We start from the raw sequence: 15,810 nt of genomic DNA, 5'->3' as shown, positions 1-15,810 counted from the left end.
AGACCAATGCCTACAGGTTTCGCGCCCCCTCGCCCACGCTCACCAGGGCCGAACACCATGCTGATACCTTCTCCCTGGCGCGCCGATTTCCCGGCCATCGCCGCCCTGCAACGGCAAGACCAGGTCTACCTGGACAGCGCCGCCACCACCCAGAAGCCCCAGGCGCTGATCGATGCCCTGGCGCACTATTACAGCAACGGTGCGGCCAATGTGCACCGGGCCCAACACCTGCCCGGCGCCCATGCCACCCAGGCCTTCGAGGACAGTCGAAGCAAGACTGCCCAGTGGCTCAATGTCGGCAATAGCGGACAGATCGTCTTCACCCACGGCGCCACCTCGGCGCTGAACCTCCTGGCCTATGGCCTGGAAGCGCTTTTCCAGCCCGGCGACGAGATCGTCATCAGCGCCCTGGAGCATCACGCCAACCTGCTGCCCTGGCAGCAACTGGCGCAACGCCGGGGACTGCGCCTGGTGGTGCTGCCGATCACCGACAGCGGCCTGATCGACCTGGAAGCCGCCCGCCCGTTGATCGGCCCACGGACCCGCCTGCTGGCGGTCAGCCAACTGTCCAACGTGCTCGGGGCCTGGCAACCGTTACCGCAATTGCTGGCCCTGGCCCGCTCGTTCAACGCACTGACCGTGGTCGACGGCGCCCAGGGCGTGGTCCACGGTCGCCACGATGTCCAGGCGCTGGGCTGCGATTTCTATGTATTTTCCAGCCACAAGCTCTACGGCCCCGATGGCGTCGGCGTGCTCTATGGCCGCCACGAAGCCCTGAGCCAACTGCGCCACTGGCAATTCGGCGGCGAGATGGTGCTGGACGCGGACTATCAGCAGGCCAGCTTCCGCCCGGCCCCCTTGGGCTTCGAAGCCGGAACACCACCGATTGCCAGCGTCATCGGCCTCGGCGCGACCCTCGACTACCTGGCCGGCCTCGACCAGGCCGCGGTCTCGGCCCACGAAGCGGCGCTGCATGCCCACCTGTTGCAAGGCCTGAATGTCCGCAAGGGCATCCGCCTGTTGGGCGAGCCGCAACTGGCACTGGCCAGCTTTATCGTCGATGGCGTGCACAACGCCGATCTGGCGCACCTGCTGACCGAGCAAGGGATTGCCGTACGCGCCGGGCATCACTGCGCAATGCCACTGATGAAACAGCTCGGGCTGGCCGGAGCGATCCGCGTATCGCTGGGTGTGTACAACGACTCCGAAGACCTCGAACGGTTTTTCGAGGCACTGGATCAGGCCCTGGAGCTGTTGCGATGAGCCTGCCCGCTGAAGCGCTGCTGGTCCTGGAAAATTTCCGGCATCTGGCGGGCTGGGAACAACGGGCGCGCCTGCTGATGCAATGGGGCGAGCGCTTGCCGTCCTTGAACGACGCCGACAAGACCGAGGCCAATCGCGTCCATGGCTGCGAAAGCCAGGTGTGGTTGACCGGTCGGCTGCATGACGGTCAGTGGCAGTTTGCCGCGAGCAGCGATGCACGAATGATTCGTGGGCTGGTGGCGTTGTTGCTGGTGCGGGTCAATGGCTTGAGCGCCGACGAATTGCAGCAGGTCGACCTGCCCGACTGGTTCAACCAGCTGGGCCTGTCCCGACAATTGTCGCCGTCCCGCAGCAACGGCCTGAATGCCGTGCTGCAGCGGATGCGTGAATTGACCCAATAAGCCTCAGGCCTGCGGTTTGATCCGATCCGCCGGCCGGCGCATGCCCGCGACGATCTTGTCCACCGCCTTGGTCGCCGCCACCATGCCGAAGGTCGCCGTGACCATCATCACCGCGCCAAAACCACCGGCACAGTCCAGCTTCACCCCATCACCGACAAAACTCTTCTGCAGGCAGATGCTGCCATCGGGCTTCGGATAACGCAGCTGCTCGGTGGAAAACACACAGGGCACGCTGTAATGGCGGGTCACCGTGCGGGAAAACCCGTAGTCACGGCGCAAGGTCGAACGCACCTTCGAGGCCAGGGGATCGTTGAAGGTACGGTTCAGGTCGCAGACCTGGATCAAGGTCGGATCGATCTGCCCACCCGCCCCCCCCGTGGTGATGATCTGGATCTTGCGCCGCTTGCACCAGGCGATCAGCGCGGCCTTGGCATTGACGCTGTCGATGCAGTCGATCACGCAGTCGATGTCCGGGGTGATGTACTCGGCCATGGTTTCCCGGGTCACAAAATCGGTCACCGCGTGGACCTGGCAGTCCGGATTGATGCCCTTCAGGCGCTCGGCCATCACCTCGACCTTGGCCCGACCCACGGTGCTGTCCAGGGCATGCAACTGACGGTTGCTGTTGCTGACGCAGACATCGTCCAGGTCGAACAGCGAGATCTCGCCGACACCGCAACGGGCAATGGCTTCCGCCGCCCAGGAGCCGACACCGCCGACGCCGACGATCGCCACATGGGCGGCCTTCAGCCGCGCCAGCCCTTCAATGCCATACAACCGGGCGACGCCGGCAAACCGCGGATCTTCTGCACTCATGACCATTACCCCAAAAACCGGCGCGCATTATAGGGCCGGGCGCCGGCCGAGGGCAGCTTTAGCCTATGAATGGCTGTCCATGAGCGTTAAATCACAACACTTTGACGAGAATAGAGCTACAAAGAATCAGGAAAGAACTTAAGCCCTGTCTCATTGCCCAATGCCTGCGCATATTCCACGGTACTGTACGGTCGACGGATAGCAAGTGTAGGATGCGCGCCGCTCTGTTCCCTGTTCTAGCCCTTTTCGGAACCCGAAATACCTATGTCATCGCGTAAATTTGGACTCAACCTGGTCGTAGTGTTGGCAATTGCCGCGCTATTCACCGGTTTCTGGGCGCTGATCAACCGCCCGGTTTCGGCGCCTGACTGGCCCGAGCAGATCGCCGGCTTCTCCTACTCGCCTTTCCAGCAGGGACAATTCCCACAGAAAGACCAGTACCCGACCGACGATGAAATGCGTCGCGACCTGGAGATCATGAGCAAGCTGACGGACAACATCCGTATCTACTCGGTCGACGGCACCCTTCAGGACATTCCCAAGCTCGCCGAAGAGTTCGGCCTGCGGGTGACCCTGGGGATCTGGATCAGCCCGGACCAGGAGCGCAACGAGCGGGAAATCGCCCGCGCCATCGAACTGGCCAACACCAGCCGCAGTGTCGTGCGGGTGGTGGTCGGTAACGAGGCGATCTTCCGCAAGGAAATCACCGCCAAGGACCTGGCCGTGCTGATCGACCGCGTACGGGCGGCCGTCAAGGTGCCGGTGACCACCTCGGAACAGTGGCATATCTGGGAACACAACCCGGAACTGGTCAAGCACGTCGACCTGATCGCCGCGCACATCCTGCCCTACTGGGAATTCATCCCCATGGACAAGGCCGGCCAGTACGTACTGGACCGCGCCCGCGAACTCAAGCGCATGTTCCCGAAAAAGCCCCTGCTGCTCTCGGAAGTGGGCTGGCCGAGCAACGGCCGCATGCGTGGCGGTGCCGATGCGACCCAGGCCGACCAGGCCATTTACCTGCGCACCCTGGTCAACAAGCTTAACCGCCAGGGCTTCAACTACTTCGTGATCGAAGCCTTCGACCAGCCGTGGAAGGCCAGTGACGAAGGTTCGGTGGGCGCCTATTGGGGCGTGTTCAACGCCGCGCGCGAGCAGAAGTTCAACTTCGAAGGGCCGGTGGTGGCGATCCCGCAATGGCGCGTACTGGCCATCGGTTCGGTGGTGCTCGCACTGCTCTCGCTGACCCTGCTGATGATCGACGGCTCGGCCCTGCGCCAGCGCGGCCGGACCTTCCTGACCTTTACCGCGTTCCTCTGCGGTTCGGTGCTGGTGTGGATCGGCTACGACTACAGCCAGCAATACAGCACCTGGTTCAGCCTGACGGTGGGTTTCCTGCTGGCCATCGGTGCCCTGGGCGTGTTTATCGTCCTGCTCACCGAGGCCCACGAACTGGCCGAGGCGGTCTGGACCCACAAGCGCCGGCGTGAATTCCTGCCGGTTGAAGGCGACTCGCACTACCGGCCGAAAGTCTCGATCCACGTGCCGTGCTACAACGAGCCGCCGGAGATGGTCAAACAGACCCTCGACGCCCTCGCGGCCCTCGATTATCCGGACTACGAAGTCCTGATCATCGACAACAACACCAAGGACCCGGCGGTCTGGGAACCGGTGCAGGCCTACTGCGAAACCCTCGGCCCGCGTTTCCGCTTCTTCCACGTCGCGCCGCTGGCCGGTTTCAAGGGCGGGGCGCTGAACTACCTGATCCCGCACACCGCCAAGGACGCCGAAGTCATCGCCGTGATCGACTCGGACTACTGCGTCGACCGCAACTGGCTCAAGCACATGGTGCCGCACTTCGCCGATCCGAAGATCGCCATCGTGCAATCGCCCCAGGACTACCGCGACCAGAACGAAAGCACCTTCAAGAAGCTCTGCTACTCGGAATACAAGGGCTTCTTCCATATCGGCATGGTCACCCGCAACGACCGCGACGCGATCATCCAGCACGGCACCATGACCATGACCCGCCGCTCGGTCCTGGAAGAACTGGGCTGGGCCGACTGGTGCATCTGCGAAGACGCCGAGCTGGGCCTGCGGGTCTTCGAAAAAGGCCTGTCGGCGGCTTATCACCATGACAGCTACGGCAAGGGCCTGATGCCCGATACCTTTATCGACTTCAAGAAACAGCGTTTCCGCTGGGCCTACGGGGCGATTCAGATCATCAAGCGGCACACCGCCAGCCTGCTGCGCGGCAAGGACACCGAACTGACCCGTGGCCAGCGCTACCACTTCCTCGCGGGCTGGTTGCCGTGGGTGGCCGACGGCATGAATATCTTCTTCACCGTCGGCGCCCTGCTCTGGTCGGCGGCGATGATCATCGTGCCGCAACGGGTCGATCCGCCGCTGCTGATCTTCGCGATCCCGCCACTGGCGCTGTTCGTGTTCAAGGTCGGCAAGATCCTGTTCCTCTACCGCCGCGCGGTCGGGGTCAACATGAAGGATGCCTTCGCCGCCGCACTGGCTGGCCTGGCCTTGTCCCATACCATTGCCAAAGCGGTGCTGTACGGTTTCTTCACCAGCAGTATTCCGTTCTTCCGCACGCCGAAAAACGCTGATAACCACGGTTTCTGGGTAGCGATTTCGGAAGCCCGCGAAGAGATGTTCATCATGCTGCTGTTGTGGGCCGCGGCGCTGGGGATCTTTCTGGTGCAGGGCTTGCCGAGCAACGACATGCGCTTCTGGGTAGTGATGTTGCTGGTGCAGTCGCTGCCGTACCTGGCGGCACTGATCATGGCGTTCGTCTCCTCGCTGCCGAAACCGGTCAGCGCGGCGGAGCCGGCATCCGTCGCATAAACGCGATGCACGACACGAAACGGCGGCCTGCGGGCCGCCGTTTTGCTTTAAGATATCCACCCTTTGCGCGCCCCTATCTTCCTGTAGGAGCGAGCTTGCTCGCGATGGTCGTCAACGATAATGCTGGGCACCTGATACCCCGCGGAGCCTGAACCACCCTCGCGAGCAAGCTCGCTCCTACATACCCGTTTCGGAGCTTTCCCATGACGGCCCACGCCGACCTTTCGCCGACCCTGCAACTCGCTTGCGACCTGATTCGCCGCCCTTCCGTGACCCCGGTCGATGCCGACTGCCAGAAGCTGATGATGCAGCGCCTGGGCGATGCCGGTTTCAAGCTCGAGCCGATGCGTATCGAGGACGTCGACAACTTCTGGGCCACCCACGGCAAGCATGAAGGCCCGGTGCTGTGTTTCGCCGGTCACACCGACGTGGTACCGACAGGTCCGCTGCAGGCCTGGCAGAACGATCCGTTCGATGCCTTGATCGACGAGCACGGCATGCTCTGCGGTCGCGGCGCGGCCGACATGAAAGGCAGCCTGGCCGCGATGCTGGTGGCCGCCGAGCGTTTTGTCGCGGACTATCCGGACCACCGCGGTTCGGTCGCCTTCCTGATCACCAGCGACGAAGAAGGCCCGGCCCACCACGGTACCAAGGCCGTGGTCGAGCGCCTGGCCGCCCGTAGCGAGCGCCTGGACTGGTGCATCGTCGGCGAACCGTCGAGCACCACCCTGGTCGGTGACGTGGTGAAGAACGGCCGCCGTGGCTCCCTCGGCGCCCGCCTCACCGTGCGCGGCGTACAGGGCCATGTGGCCTACCCGCACCTGGCGAAAAACCCGATCCACCTGGCCGCTCCGGCCCTGGCCGAACTGGCCGCCGAGCATTGGGACAATGGCAACGCCTTCTTCCCACCGACCAGTTTCCAGATTTCCAACCTCAACTCGGGGACCGGTGCGACCAACGTGATCGCCGGCGAACTGGTGGCATTGTTCAACTTCCGCTTCTCCACCGAGTCCACGGTTGAAGGCCTGCAACAGCGGGTCGCGGCGATCCTCGACAAACACGGCCTGGACTGGCACGTGGAATGGGCGCTGTCCGGCCTGCCGTTCCTCACCGAGCCGGGCGCGCTGCTCGATGCGGTGTCGGCGAGCATCAAGACCATCACCGGGCGTGACACCAAGGCTTCCACCAGCGGCGGCACCTCCGACGGGCGCTTTATCGCGACCCTCGGCACCCAGGTGGTCGAGTTGGGCCCGGTCAACGCGACCATTCATCAGGTCAACGAGCGGGTCCTGGCCAGCGACCTCGATGTGCTGACCGAAATCTACTACCAGACCCTGATCAAGTTGCTTGCCTGATGCTCACCTGCCCCCTCTGCAGCGCACCCCTGAGCGCGGTCGACAACGGCGTGGCCTGTCCGCTCGGGCATCGTTTCGATCGGGCACGCCAGGGTTACCTGAATCTGTTGCCGGTCCAGCACAAGAACAGCCGTGATCCGGGCGACAACCTGGCCATGGTCGAAGCCCGACGGGACTTCCTCAACGCCGGCCACTACGCGCCGGTGGCCCGCCGCCTGGCGGAGCTGGCGGCCGAACGGGCGCCGGGACGCTGGGTCGATATCGGCTGCGGCGAGGGCTACTACACCGCGCAACTGGCCGAGGCCCTGCCCGCGGCTGACGGCTATGCGCTGGATATTTCCCGCGAGGCAGTCAAGCGTGCCTGCCGGCGCAACCCGCAACTGACCTGGTTGATCGCCAGCATGGCGCGGGTGCCATTGGCCGACGCCTGCTGCCAGTTTATCGCCAGCGTGTTCAGCCCATTGGACTGGCAGGAGGCCAAACGCCTGCTGAGCCCCGGTGGCGGCCTGATGAAAGTCGGACCGACCAGCGGCCACCTGATGGAACTGCGCGAGCGTCTGTACGATGAAGTGCGCGAATACACTGACGACAAGCACCTGGCCCTGGTACCGGAGGGCATGGCGTTGCAACACAGCGAAGTACTGGAGTTCAAGCTGAGCCTGGCCAGCGCCCAGGACCGGGCGAACCTGCTGGCCATGACGCCCCACGGCTGGCGAGCCAGTGCCGAGCGCCGGGCGCAGGTCATCGAACAGCCGGAGCCGTTCGAGGTCAGCGTGTCGATGCGCTACGATTACTTCGTTTTGCAATAACCCCACTCTTCATGGCCTTGGACACGGGTTCAAGGCCGGCAAAATCCGCGAATGGATTTTTCGAACAACCGCAGCGAGGATTTCCATGCGCCAGCCCGATATCGAGATTTACCTCAAGGACGACGACGTCGATCACAAGGCCGTTGCCGCCTGGCTCGGCGCCGCCCTGGGGCCTTGCAGCGACTGGGTCCAGAAAGGCCAGACCTGGAAGTGCCAGGCCGGCAGCGTGCCGGTGACCTGGTTGCCCAAGGCCGTGGGCAAGTGGAACAGCCTGTACCTGGAAAGCGACCAGACCCCGTGGGACGACGACATCGCCTGCGCCCGCGCGGCCTTTGCCGCGCTGAACGTGGAAGTGCGTTGTGCCCCGGGCAGCTGGGTCGAGGAAGAGGGCGAGGAGACGGCCGATCGCTGGATCCGCATCAGCGCCGATGGCGAAGAAGAGATCACCTGGCGTACGGCCTGACGCTCACTGACTCCGGGCAGGGGGCTTGCCACAGCAAGCCCCTCTCACTCACAGCCCGACCACATCCTCGGCCTGCAGGCCTTTCTGGCCTTCCACCACCGCGTACTCCACCTGCTGCCCTTCGGCCAGGGAGCGGTGGCCTTCGCCACGAATCGCGCGGTAGTGCACAAACACATCCGCCCCGTCTTCGCGCAGAATAAAGCCGTAGCCCTTGGCATCGTTGAACCACTTCACATTGCCCGTCTCGCGAGTTGCCATGAATCCGTACTCCGTCTTGTTATTGTTGGGGTGGGCCCGGCTCGACGGGCCCCGCCTGCAGCATCGCCAGAACATCGTGCTGTGCGGATGAATCCTACCGTTCATGGCGAACGAGCGAGTATAAGACAGGTCAAAAAACTCTCAATCAATATTAGTTCGCCGCGTTTTTGCCGATTTTTGACGAATACGGCACACTAGCCGCCCCGAGCAAACGCTCGGTTCAATCCATTTGCCTGCAGAAGCCGTATGACCCGTTCCCCGTTCCGCCGTCTCGTGTTTGGTACCTTGCGCCGCCTCCTGTACCTGTGGGTGCGCTCGGAGACGATCAACCAATCGTCGCTGACTCTCGACCTCGACCGCAGTCGGCCGGTGTTCTACGTCCTGCAATCGCCCTCGCTGACCGACCTGGCCGTGGTCGACCGCGAATGCACCAAGGCCGGCCTGCCGCGCCCGGTGCTACCGGTGTCGGTCGGTTCGCTCATGGAGCCTGCGGCGTTCTTCTACCTGACCCCCGAACCCGACTGGCTCGGTCGCCAGGACAAGCGCGGCGCGCCACCGACCTTGACCCGCCTGGTCAGCGCCTTGAGCGAGAACCCCGCCGAAGACGCGCTGATCATCCCGGTCAGCGTGTTCTGGGGCCAGTCGCCGGACAGTGAATCGAGCCCCTGGAAACTGCTGTTCGCCGACAGCTGGGCGGTCACCGGTCGCCTGCGCCGCCTGATGAGCATCCTGATTCTCGGGCGCAAGACCCGCGTGCAGTTTTCCGCGCCGATCCACCTGCGCGGCCTGATCGAACACAACAAGGGCCATGAGCGCACCGTGCGCATGGCCCAGCGGATCCTGCGGGTACACCTGCGCAACCTCAAGGCCGCGGTGATCGGCCCGGACATCTCCCACCGGCGCAACCTGGTCAAGGGCCTGGTCAACGAGCCGATGGTGCGCCAGGCAATCCTCGAGGAGGCCCAGCGCGAGAACATCTCCGTGGAAAAAGCCCAGGCCCAGGCCCTGCGCTACGGCAACGAGATCGCCTCGGACTACACCTACACCGCCATCCGCTTCCTCGAAGTGGTGCTGAGCTGGTTCTGGAACAAGATCTACGACGGCATCAAGGTCAACCATATCGAAGGCGTGCAGGCCGTGGCCCAGGGCCATGAAGTCATCTACGTGCCTTGCCATCGCAGCCATATCGACTATCTGCTGCTGTCGTACCTGCTGTTTCGCAATGGCCTGACCCCGCCGCACATCGCCGCCGGGATCAACCTCAACATGCCGGTGATCGGCAGCCTGCTGCGCCGCGGCGGGGCGTTTTTCATGCGCCGTACCTTCAAGGGCAACCCGCTCTACACCTCGGTGTTCAACGAGTACCTGCACACCCTGTTCACCAAGGGTTTCCCGGTGGAGTACTTCGTCGAAGGCGGTCGCTCGCGTACCGGGCGCATGCTGCGGCCGAAGACCGGCATGCTGGCCATCACCCTGCGCAGCTTCCTGCGCTCCTCGCGCATGCCGATCGTCTTCATCCCGGTGTATATCGGCTATGAGCGGGTGCTCGAAGGTCGCACCTACCTGGGTGAACTGCGTGGCGCGAGCAAGAAGAAAGAATCGATCTTCGACATCTTCAAGGTCATCGGCGCACTCAAGCAGCGCTTCGGCCAGGTCGCGGTCAACTTCGGCGAGCCGATCAAGCTGGCCGAGTTCCTCGATCAGGAACAGCCGGACTGGCGCGCCCAGGAACTGGGTCCGCAATTCCGCCCGGCCTGGCTCAATGAAACCACCAACCGCCTTGGAGAGCGCGTCGCCCGCCACCTCAACGAAGCCGCGGCGATCAACCCGGTGAACCTGGTGGCCCTGGCGCTGCTCTCGACCACCCGCCTGGCCCTCGACGACCGCGCCATGGCCCGGGTCCTTGACCTCTACCTGGCGCTGTTGCGCCGCGTGCCCTACTCGCCGCACACCACCCTGCCGGAAGGCGACGGTCGCGCGCTGATCCAGCACGTCAAGGACATGGACCTGCTGGCCGAGCAAAGCGATGCCTTGGGCAAGATCCTCTATCTGGACGAGCAGAACGCCGTCCTGATGACCTATTACCGCAACAACGTGCTGCATATCTTCGCCCTGCCGTCGTTGCTGGCGAGCTTCTTCCAGAGCGCCTCGCGCATGAGCCGCGAACAGATCCTGCGCTACAGCCGCGCGCTCTATCCGTACCTGCAGGCGGAACTGTTTATCCGCTGGTCACTGGACGAGCTGGACGCGGTGATCGACCAATGGCTGGAGGCGTTCGTCGAACAGGGCCTGTTGCGCCTGGAGAATGACGTCTACCTGCGCCCGGCACCGAGCTCGCGGCACTTCGTGCTGCTGACCCTGCTGTCGCGGAGCATCGCCCAGACCCTGCAACGGTTCTACATGGCCATCTCGCTGCTGCTCAACAGCGGCCAGCACAGCATCAGTGCCGAGGAACTGGAAGACCTCTGTACGGTCATGGCCCAGCGCCTGTCGATTCTCCATGGCCTGAACGCCCCGGAATTCTTCGACAAGAGCCTGTTCCGCCACTTTATCCAGACCCTGCTCGACCTCGATGTACTGCGCCGCGACGCGGCCGGCAAACTGGGTTATCACGAACTGCTCGGCGAGCTGGCCGAGGGCGCGGCGAAACGGGTACTGCCAGCGGAAATCCGCCTGTCGATTCGCCAGGTGGCCCTGCATCGCAGCGAAGATGCCGCCGAACAGAACCCCGAGTCGGGTTCTGACGTAGGATAAGACGAACCCCCCACATCAGACCATTCGGTAAAGCAGCAAGGATGCTTCTCCGCCGGTTTTCAAGCGCAAAGGCCCGTGTAGACTCAATCTTGCGTTGCCTTTGACGCGTTCGATAAGGACATCGAGATGACCGCAAAAAACGTCGTGACCGCTGTTTTCCACTTTCCACCGGACTACAGGATCCCGGCCAAGGCCGAAACCCGTATCACCCTGCGCAACCGCTGCAGCGACACCCTGCTGGGAACCTGGACCAGTGCGCAACTACCCGACCAGTCGCCGTGGCGCTTTACCTTCGAACTGCCGGCGGACCTCAAGCGTAACTGCAAGGTCGAGATCGACATCGACCTGAGTGTCGCCGGCACCTCGCTGCTGCCGGACATCAAATACAGCTTCCGCTGGCGCCGGGACAACCAGGAAGAAACCTTTCACCTGAGCCCACCGGGGTACCTGTACCTCAGCGCGGCGCTGGTGCCGATGATCGGCACGCAGGACAACACCCTGGCTACCCTGAGGCTGGTGGCCCAGACCGAACCGGGTATTCCGGTGCATGTCCTCAGCGAGGAAATCACCTTCTTCAAGGGCTCGATCCCGCGCTACCTGCGCTACGACGTGAACAAGGTCAAGCCGGGCCAGATCTACGAGACCCAGGGCACCTTTGGCAGCCGCCGTAAATTCACCATGAAGCCCATTCCGCGCAGCGTCGTACTGCTGAAAGAAAAACCCCAGAGCCTGATCCTCAGCGCCTGAGTGGCAGGCAACACCTGTAGAAAACTGGTGTTTGCCGATAAATCCGTTAGATTCTTACTGGCTGGCGCCAGGTTTCTCCTGGCGCCACGGATTTCCCCACTGATCCCAACAAGGAAGCTTCCATGCTCCGTCCCTCCCTTCGTCTGGTCGGCCTCTGCGCAGGCCTGCTGATTTCCGTCAACGCCCTGGCCTTGTCCCTGGGCAGCCTCTCCCAGGGTGAAGCCTCCGGCGGCCTCAAGGACGCGCTGGCCCAGGGTGCCGTCGCCGCCGTGACCAACCTCGGCAAGCCGGGTGGTTTCAGCAACAACCCTGCGGTGAAGATCGAACTGCCGGGCAGCCTCGGCAAGGTCGCCAGCAAGATGAAGCAGTTCGGCATGGGCGCCCAGGTCGATCAACTGGAAGCCAGCATGAACAAGGCGGCGGAAGCCGCCATGCCACAGGCCCAGGCGTTGCTGGTGGACGCCGTGAAGAAAATGACCGTGACCGATGCCAAGGGCATCCTCACCGGTGGCAAGGATTCGGCGACTCAGTACCTGGACAAGACCAGCCGTGAGCAGATTCGCGCCAAGTTCCTGCCGATCGTCAAGGAGGCTACCGACAAGGTGGGCCTGGCCAAGCAATACAACTCGTTCGCCGGGCAGGCGGCGACCCTCGGCGTACTCGATGCCAAGAGTGCCAACGTTGAAGGCTACGTAACGGAAAAAGCCCTGGACGGCCTGTTCAAGATGATCGCCCAGAAGGAAGAAGACATCCGCGCCAACCCGGCGGCGGCGGCCACCAGCCTGGCGAAGAAGGTGTTTGGCGCGCTCTGACACCTCCCCCCTTGAACTGTCTTGCCAGCGATAAGGTCTGCAAGATCGCCAAAAGCTTCGCTGGCAAGCCAGGCTCCTACATGACCGAGTCGATCACCTATATTGCATACGACAAAAACCTGTAGGAGCAGGGCTTGCCCGCGAAGAGGCCCTCAAGATCGCCAAAAGCTTCGCTGGCAAGCCAGGCTCTACAAAACGGCCGCGCTTTAGGGGGCCGTCTTCTTCACCCTGAACCACCCCGCATACAGTGCCGGCAGGAACAGCAGGGTCAAGGCCGTCGCCACGATCAAACCGCCCATGATCGCCACGGCCATCGGTCCGTAGAACACGCTGCGCGACAGCGGAATCATCGCCAGCACCGCCGCCAGGGCGGTCAGCACGATGGGGCGGAAACGCCGCACCGTCGCTTCGATAATTGCCTGCCATTGCGACATGCCCGCGCGGATATCCTGTTCGATCTGGTCCACCAGGATCACCGAGTTGCGCATGATCATCCCCGACAGGGCAATGGTCCCGAGCATCGCGACAAAACCGAACGGTTGGCGGAACACCAGCAGGAACAGGGTCACCCCGATCAGCCCCAGCGGCGCGGTGAGGAACACCAGCGCCACCCGCGAGAAGCTGCGCAGTTGCAGCATCAACAAGGTCAGTACCACCACTATGAACAGTGGCACGCCGGCATTCACCGAGGCCTGGCCGCGCTCCGAATCCTCCACGGTACCACCGACCTCCAGCAGGTAGCCGTCCGGCAACTCGGCGCGAACCGGATCCAGGGTCGGCATGATCTGCTTGACCAGGCTCAGGGGCTGCTCCTGGCCGTAGATGTCGGCGCGGATCGTCACGGTCGGCAAGCGGTTGCGGTGCCAGATAATGCCTTCCTCGAAACCGTACTCCAGGGTCGCGATCTGCGACAGCGCCACGCTGGTGCCGTTGTCCGTCGGTACCGCCAGGCTCGGCAATGCCGACAACTGGTTGCGCTCCTGGACAGTGCCGCGCATAAGGATTTCGATCAACTCGTTGTCCTCGCGATACTGGCTGACGGTCGAACCGGTCAGCGACAGTTGCAGGAAGCGCGACAGGTTCGAAGTACTCACCCCCAGCGCCCGGGCCCGGTCCTGATCGACGTTCAGGTAGACCACCTTGCTCGGCTCTTCCCAGTCCAGGTGCACATTGGTCACGTGCGGATTCTCACGGACCTTGGCCGCCACCTTGCGCGCCAGGGCACGGACCACTTCGATATGCTCGCCGGTCACCCGGAACTGCACCGGATAACCCACGGGCGGTCCGTTCTCCAGGCGTGTCACGCGTCCGCGCACATCGGCGAACTGCTCGTCGAGGACCTTGATCAGCCAGGTGCGCAGCACTTCCCGATCCTCGATGCTCTTGGCCAGCACGACGAACTGGGCAAAGCTGGTGGCCGGCAATTGCTGGTCCAGCGGCAGGTAGAAACGCGGCGAACCGGTACCGATATAGGCGACATAGTTGTCGATACCGGGATGATCCTTGAGCAGGGCTTCCAGACGCGCAACCTGTTCGGTGGTGTTGTTCAGGGACGCGCCTTCGGCCAGCTTCAGGTCGACCATCAGCTCCAGCCGCCCCGAGGCCGGGAAGAACTGTTGCGGCACAAAGCGGAACAGCAGCAACGAGCCGATAAACAGCGCGACAGTCAGCACGATCACGGTTTTACGACGGCGTACGCACCACTCCACCATACGCCTGACACGCTGGTAAAACGGTGTGCCATAAGGGTCCGGTTGTTCGCTGCCATGCTTGGCGGCGTGGATCTTCGCCAGGTCCGGCAGCAGCTTTTCCCCCAGGTAAGGCACGAACACCACCGCCGCGATCCACGACGCCAGCAGGGCCAGGGTCACCACCTGGAAAATCGAGCGGGTGTATTCGCCAGTGCCCGACTGCGCGGTGGCAATCGGCAGGAAACCGGCGGCGGTGATCAGGGTGCCGGTGAGCATCGGGAACGCCGTGCTGGTCCAGGCAAAACTCGCCGCCTTGAGGCGGTCGAAGCCCTGCTCCATCTTGATCGCCATCATCTCCACGGCAATGATTGCGTCATCCACCAGCAAGCCGAGGGCCAGTACCAGCGCGCCGAGAGAGATCTTGTGCAGGCCGATGCCCAGGTAGTACATGGCGGCAAAGGTCATCGCCAGCACCAGCGGAATCGCCAGCGCCACTACCATCCCGGTGCGCACACCCAGGGAGAAGAAACTTACCAGCAACACAATGACCAGGGCTTCCACCAGTACCTGGACGAACTCACCGACGCCGGTCTTCACTGCCGCCGGCTGGTCGGAGACCTTGCTCAGTTTCATCCCCGCCGGCAGGTTTTTCTGGATACGCGCGAACTCGACCTCCAGTGCCTTGCCCAGCACCAGGATATCGCCGCCCTCGTTCATTGCCACCGCCAGGCCGATCGCGTCTTCGCCCATGAAGCGCATGCGCGGTGCCGGTGGATCGTTGAAGCCACGGTGCACCTCGGCGACATCGCTGATACGGAAGGTGCGGTCACCGACGCGGATCGGGAAGTTCTTGATCTCGTCGACGGTCTTGAAGTTACCGCTGACCCGCAGTTGCACACGCTCGGTCGGGGTCTCGAAGAAGCCGGCGGTGGACACCGCATTCTGCTCCTGCAGGGCCTGCTGCACCGCACTCAGCGGCAGACCAAGGGTCGCCAGCTTGACGTTGGAGAGTTCGATCCAGACCTTTTCGTCCTGCAGACCGAGCAGATCGACCTTGCCCACGTCCTTGACCCGCTGCAACTGGATCTGGATACGGTCGGCGTAGTCCTTGAGCACGGCGTAGTCGAAACCCTCGCCGGTCAGGGCGTAGATATTGCCGAAGGTGGTGCCGAACTCATCGTTGAAAAACGGCCCCTGGATATCCGGCGGCAAGGTCTGGCGGATATCGCCGATCTTCTTGCGGACCTGGTACCAGAGGTCGGGAACCTCCGAGGAATGCATCGAGTCCCGGGCCATGAAGGTCACCTGGGATTCCCCTGGCCGGGAGAAGGAGATGATTTTCTCGTACTCGCCGGTCTCCATCAGCTTCTTTTCAATGCGTTCGGTGACTTGCCGCGAGACTTCCTGGGCCGTGGCCCCCGGCCAGTTGGTCTTGATGACCATGGCCTTGAAGGTGAACGGCGGGTCTTCGCTCTGCCCCAGCTTGGTGTAGGACAAGGCCCCGACCAGCGCGAGCAGAATCATCAGGAACAGTACGATCTGGCGATTACGCAACGCCCATTCGGAAAGATTGAAACCCATCGGG

The 15,810-nt window shown here is 63.1% G+C and carries 12 protein-coding genes; 9 read left to right on the top strand and 3 right to left on the bottom strand.

What is annotated here, in order from left to right; translation table 11 throughout:
• Window positions 1-57 precede the first annotated feature (57 nt).
• Together HX830_RS08480 and HX830_RS08475 are read left to right on the top strand one after the other, a co-directional pair.
• A complete protein-coding gene (locus tag HX830_RS08480; protein ID WP_177099773.1) occupies window positions 58-1,263 on the top strand; it encodes an aminotransferase class V-fold PLP-dependent enzyme in 1,206 nt (401 codons plus the stop codon).
• On the top strand, window positions 1,260-1,664 hold the full coding sequence (locus HX830_RS08475; protein WP_177099771.1) for a SufE family protein: 405 nt from the start codon (window positions 1,260-1,262) through the stop codon (window positions 1,662-1,664). Before HX830_RS08480 ends, HX830_RS08475 begins: the two co-directional genes overlap by 4 nt.
• A 3-nt stretch (window positions 1,665-1,667) precedes the next feature.
• Here HX830_RS08475 and tcdA read toward each other — a convergent pair whose 3' ends face one another.
• A complete protein-coding gene (gene tcdA, locus HX830_RS08470) occupies window positions 1,668-2,480 on the bottom strand; it encodes a tRNA cyclic N6-threonylcarbamoyladenosine(37) synthase TcdA (RefSeq protein WP_371317484.1) in 813 nt (270 codons plus the stop codon).
• 264 nt (window positions 2,481-2,744) lie between these two features.
• Here tcdA and HX830_RS08465 point away from each other — a divergent pair, with 264 nt between their 5' ends.
• The 4 genes from HX830_RS08465 (at window position 2,745) to HX830_RS08450 (ending at window position 7,963) form a co-directional block, all read left to right on the top strand.
• On the top strand, window positions 2,745-5,336 hold the full coding sequence (locus HX830_RS08465; protein WP_177099769.1) for a glycosyltransferase: 2,592 nt from the start codon (window positions 2,745-2,747) through the stop codon (window positions 5,334-5,336).
• A gap of 203 nt (window positions 5,337-5,539) precedes the next feature.
• Complete coding sequence (gene dapE / locus HX830_RS08460; protein ID WP_103497400.1) at window positions 5,540-6,691, top strand: succinyl-diaminopimelate desuccinylase; 1,152 nt, start codon at window positions 5,540-5,542, stop codon at window positions 6,689-6,691.
• Window positions 6,691-7,500, top strand: a complete 810-nt coding sequence (locus tag HX830_RS08455) for a putative RNA methyltransferase (RefSeq protein ID WP_177099767.1) — start codon at window positions 6,691-6,693, stop codon at window positions 7,498-7,500. The genes dapE and HX830_RS08455 overlap by 1 nt, the downstream gene beginning before the upstream one ends.
• Before the next feature lie 85 nt (window positions 7,501-7,585).
• Entirely contained in the window at window positions 7,586-7,963 is a 378-nt protein-coding gene (locus HX830_RS08450) for a hypothetical protein (protein ID WP_100942407.1), read from the top strand.
• Window positions 7,964-8,011: 48 nt separating this feature from the next.
• Here the strand turns inward: HX830_RS08450 and HX830_RS08445 are convergent, their stop codons facing one another.
• The gene (locus HX830_RS08445) at window positions 8,012-8,221 is read right to left on the bottom strand and encodes a cold shock domain-containing protein (protein WP_100942406.1); all 210 of its coding nucleotides are present in this window, start codon (window positions 8,219-8,221) and stop codon (window positions 8,012-8,014) included.
• 246 nt (window positions 8,222-8,467) lie between these two features.
• Between HX830_RS08445 and plsB the strand changes: the two genes are divergently transcribed.
• The 3 genes from plsB to HX830_RS08430 all read left to right on the top strand — a co-directional run bounded on the left by plsB (window position 8,468) and on the right by HX830_RS08430 (window position 12,534).
• Entirely contained in the window at window positions 8,468-10,975 is a 2,508-nt protein-coding gene (gene plsB, locus HX830_RS08440; RefSeq protein WP_103497402.1) for a glycerol-3-phosphate 1-O-acyltransferase PlsB, read from the top strand.
• 126 nt (window positions 10,976-11,101) lie between these two features.
• Window positions 11,102-11,722 carry a hypothetical protein gene (locus HX830_RS08435; RefSeq protein WP_177099765.1) on the top strand — a complete coding sequence of 207 codons (621 nt, stop codon included), beginning with the start codon at window positions 11,102-11,104 and terminating at the stop codon, window positions 11,720-11,722.
• Between the two features lie 122 nt (window positions 11,723-11,844).
• A complete protein-coding gene (locus HX830_RS08430) occupies window positions 11,845-12,534 on the top strand; it encodes a DUF4197 domain-containing protein (protein ID WP_103497404.1) in 690 nt (229 codons plus the stop codon).
• A 206-nt stretch (window positions 12,535-12,740) separates the two neighbouring features.
• On the opposite strand, the gene HX830_RS08425 is transcribed toward HX830_RS08430, so the two are convergent.
• Window positions 12,741-15,806, bottom strand: a complete 3,066-nt coding sequence (locus tag HX830_RS08425; protein WP_177099763.1) for an efflux RND transporter permease subunit — start codon at window positions 15,804-15,806, stop codon at window positions 12,741-12,743.
• Between the last annotated feature and the right edge of the window lie 4 nt (window positions 15,807-15,810).

The sequence above is a fragment of the Pseudomonas gingeri genome (assembly GCF_013385425.1).
Classification (GTDB): domain Bacteria; phylum Pseudomonadota; class Gammaproteobacteria; order Pseudomonadales; family Pseudomonadaceae; genus Aquipseudomonas; species Aquipseudomonas gingeri_D.
The sequence above is the reverse complement of the archived record's forward strand: the minus strand, read 5'-3'. Positions and strand labels throughout refer to the sequence as shown.

Excerpts from the sequence above, each read along its gene's own strand:
- HX830_RS08480 (WP_177099773.1), top strand. The coding sequence starts at position 58 with ATGCTGATACCTTCTCCCTGGCGCGCCGATTTCCCGGCCATCGCCGCC.
- HX830_RS08475 (WP_177099771.1), top strand. The coding sequence starts at position 1,260 with ATGAGCCTGCCCGCTGAAGCGCTGCTGGTCCTGGAAAATTTCCGGCAT.
- tcdA (WP_371317484.1), bottom strand. The coding sequence starts at position 2,480 with ATGAGTGCAGAAGATCCGCGGTTTGCCGGCGTCGCCCGGTTGTATGGC.
- HX830_RS08465 (WP_177099769.1), top strand. The coding sequence starts at position 2,745 with ATGTCATCGCGTAAATTTGGACTCAACCTGGTCGTAGTGTTGGCAATT.
- dapE (WP_103497400.1), top strand. The coding sequence starts at position 5,540 with ATGACGGCCCACGCCGACCTTTCGCCGACCCTGCAACTCGCTTGCGAC.
- HX830_RS08455 (WP_177099767.1), top strand. The coding sequence starts at position 6,691 with ATGCTCACCTGCCCCCTCTGCAGCGCACCCCTGAGCGCGGTCGACAAC.
- HX830_RS08450 (WP_100942407.1), top strand. The coding sequence starts at position 7,586 with ATGCGCCAGCCCGATATCGAGATTTACCTCAAGGACGACGACGTCGAT.
- HX830_RS08445 (WP_100942406.1), bottom strand. The coding sequence starts at position 8,221 with ATGGCAACTCGCGAGACGGGCAATGTGAAGTGGTTCAACGATGCCAAG.
- plsB (WP_103497402.1), top strand. The coding sequence starts at position 8,468 with ATGACCCGTTCCCCGTTCCGCCGTCTCGTGTTTGGTACCTTGCGCCGC.
- HX830_RS08435 (WP_177099765.1), top strand. The coding sequence starts at position 11,102 with ATGACCGCAAAAAACGTCGTGACCGCTGTTTTCCACTTTCCACCGGAC.
- HX830_RS08430 (WP_103497404.1), top strand. The coding sequence starts at position 11,845 with ATGCTCCGTCCCTCCCTTCGTCTGGTCGGCCTCTGCGCAGGCCTGCTG.
- HX830_RS08425 (WP_177099763.1), bottom strand. The coding sequence starts at position 15,806 with ATGGGTTTCAATCTTTCCGAATGGGCGTTGCGTAATCGCCAGATCGTA.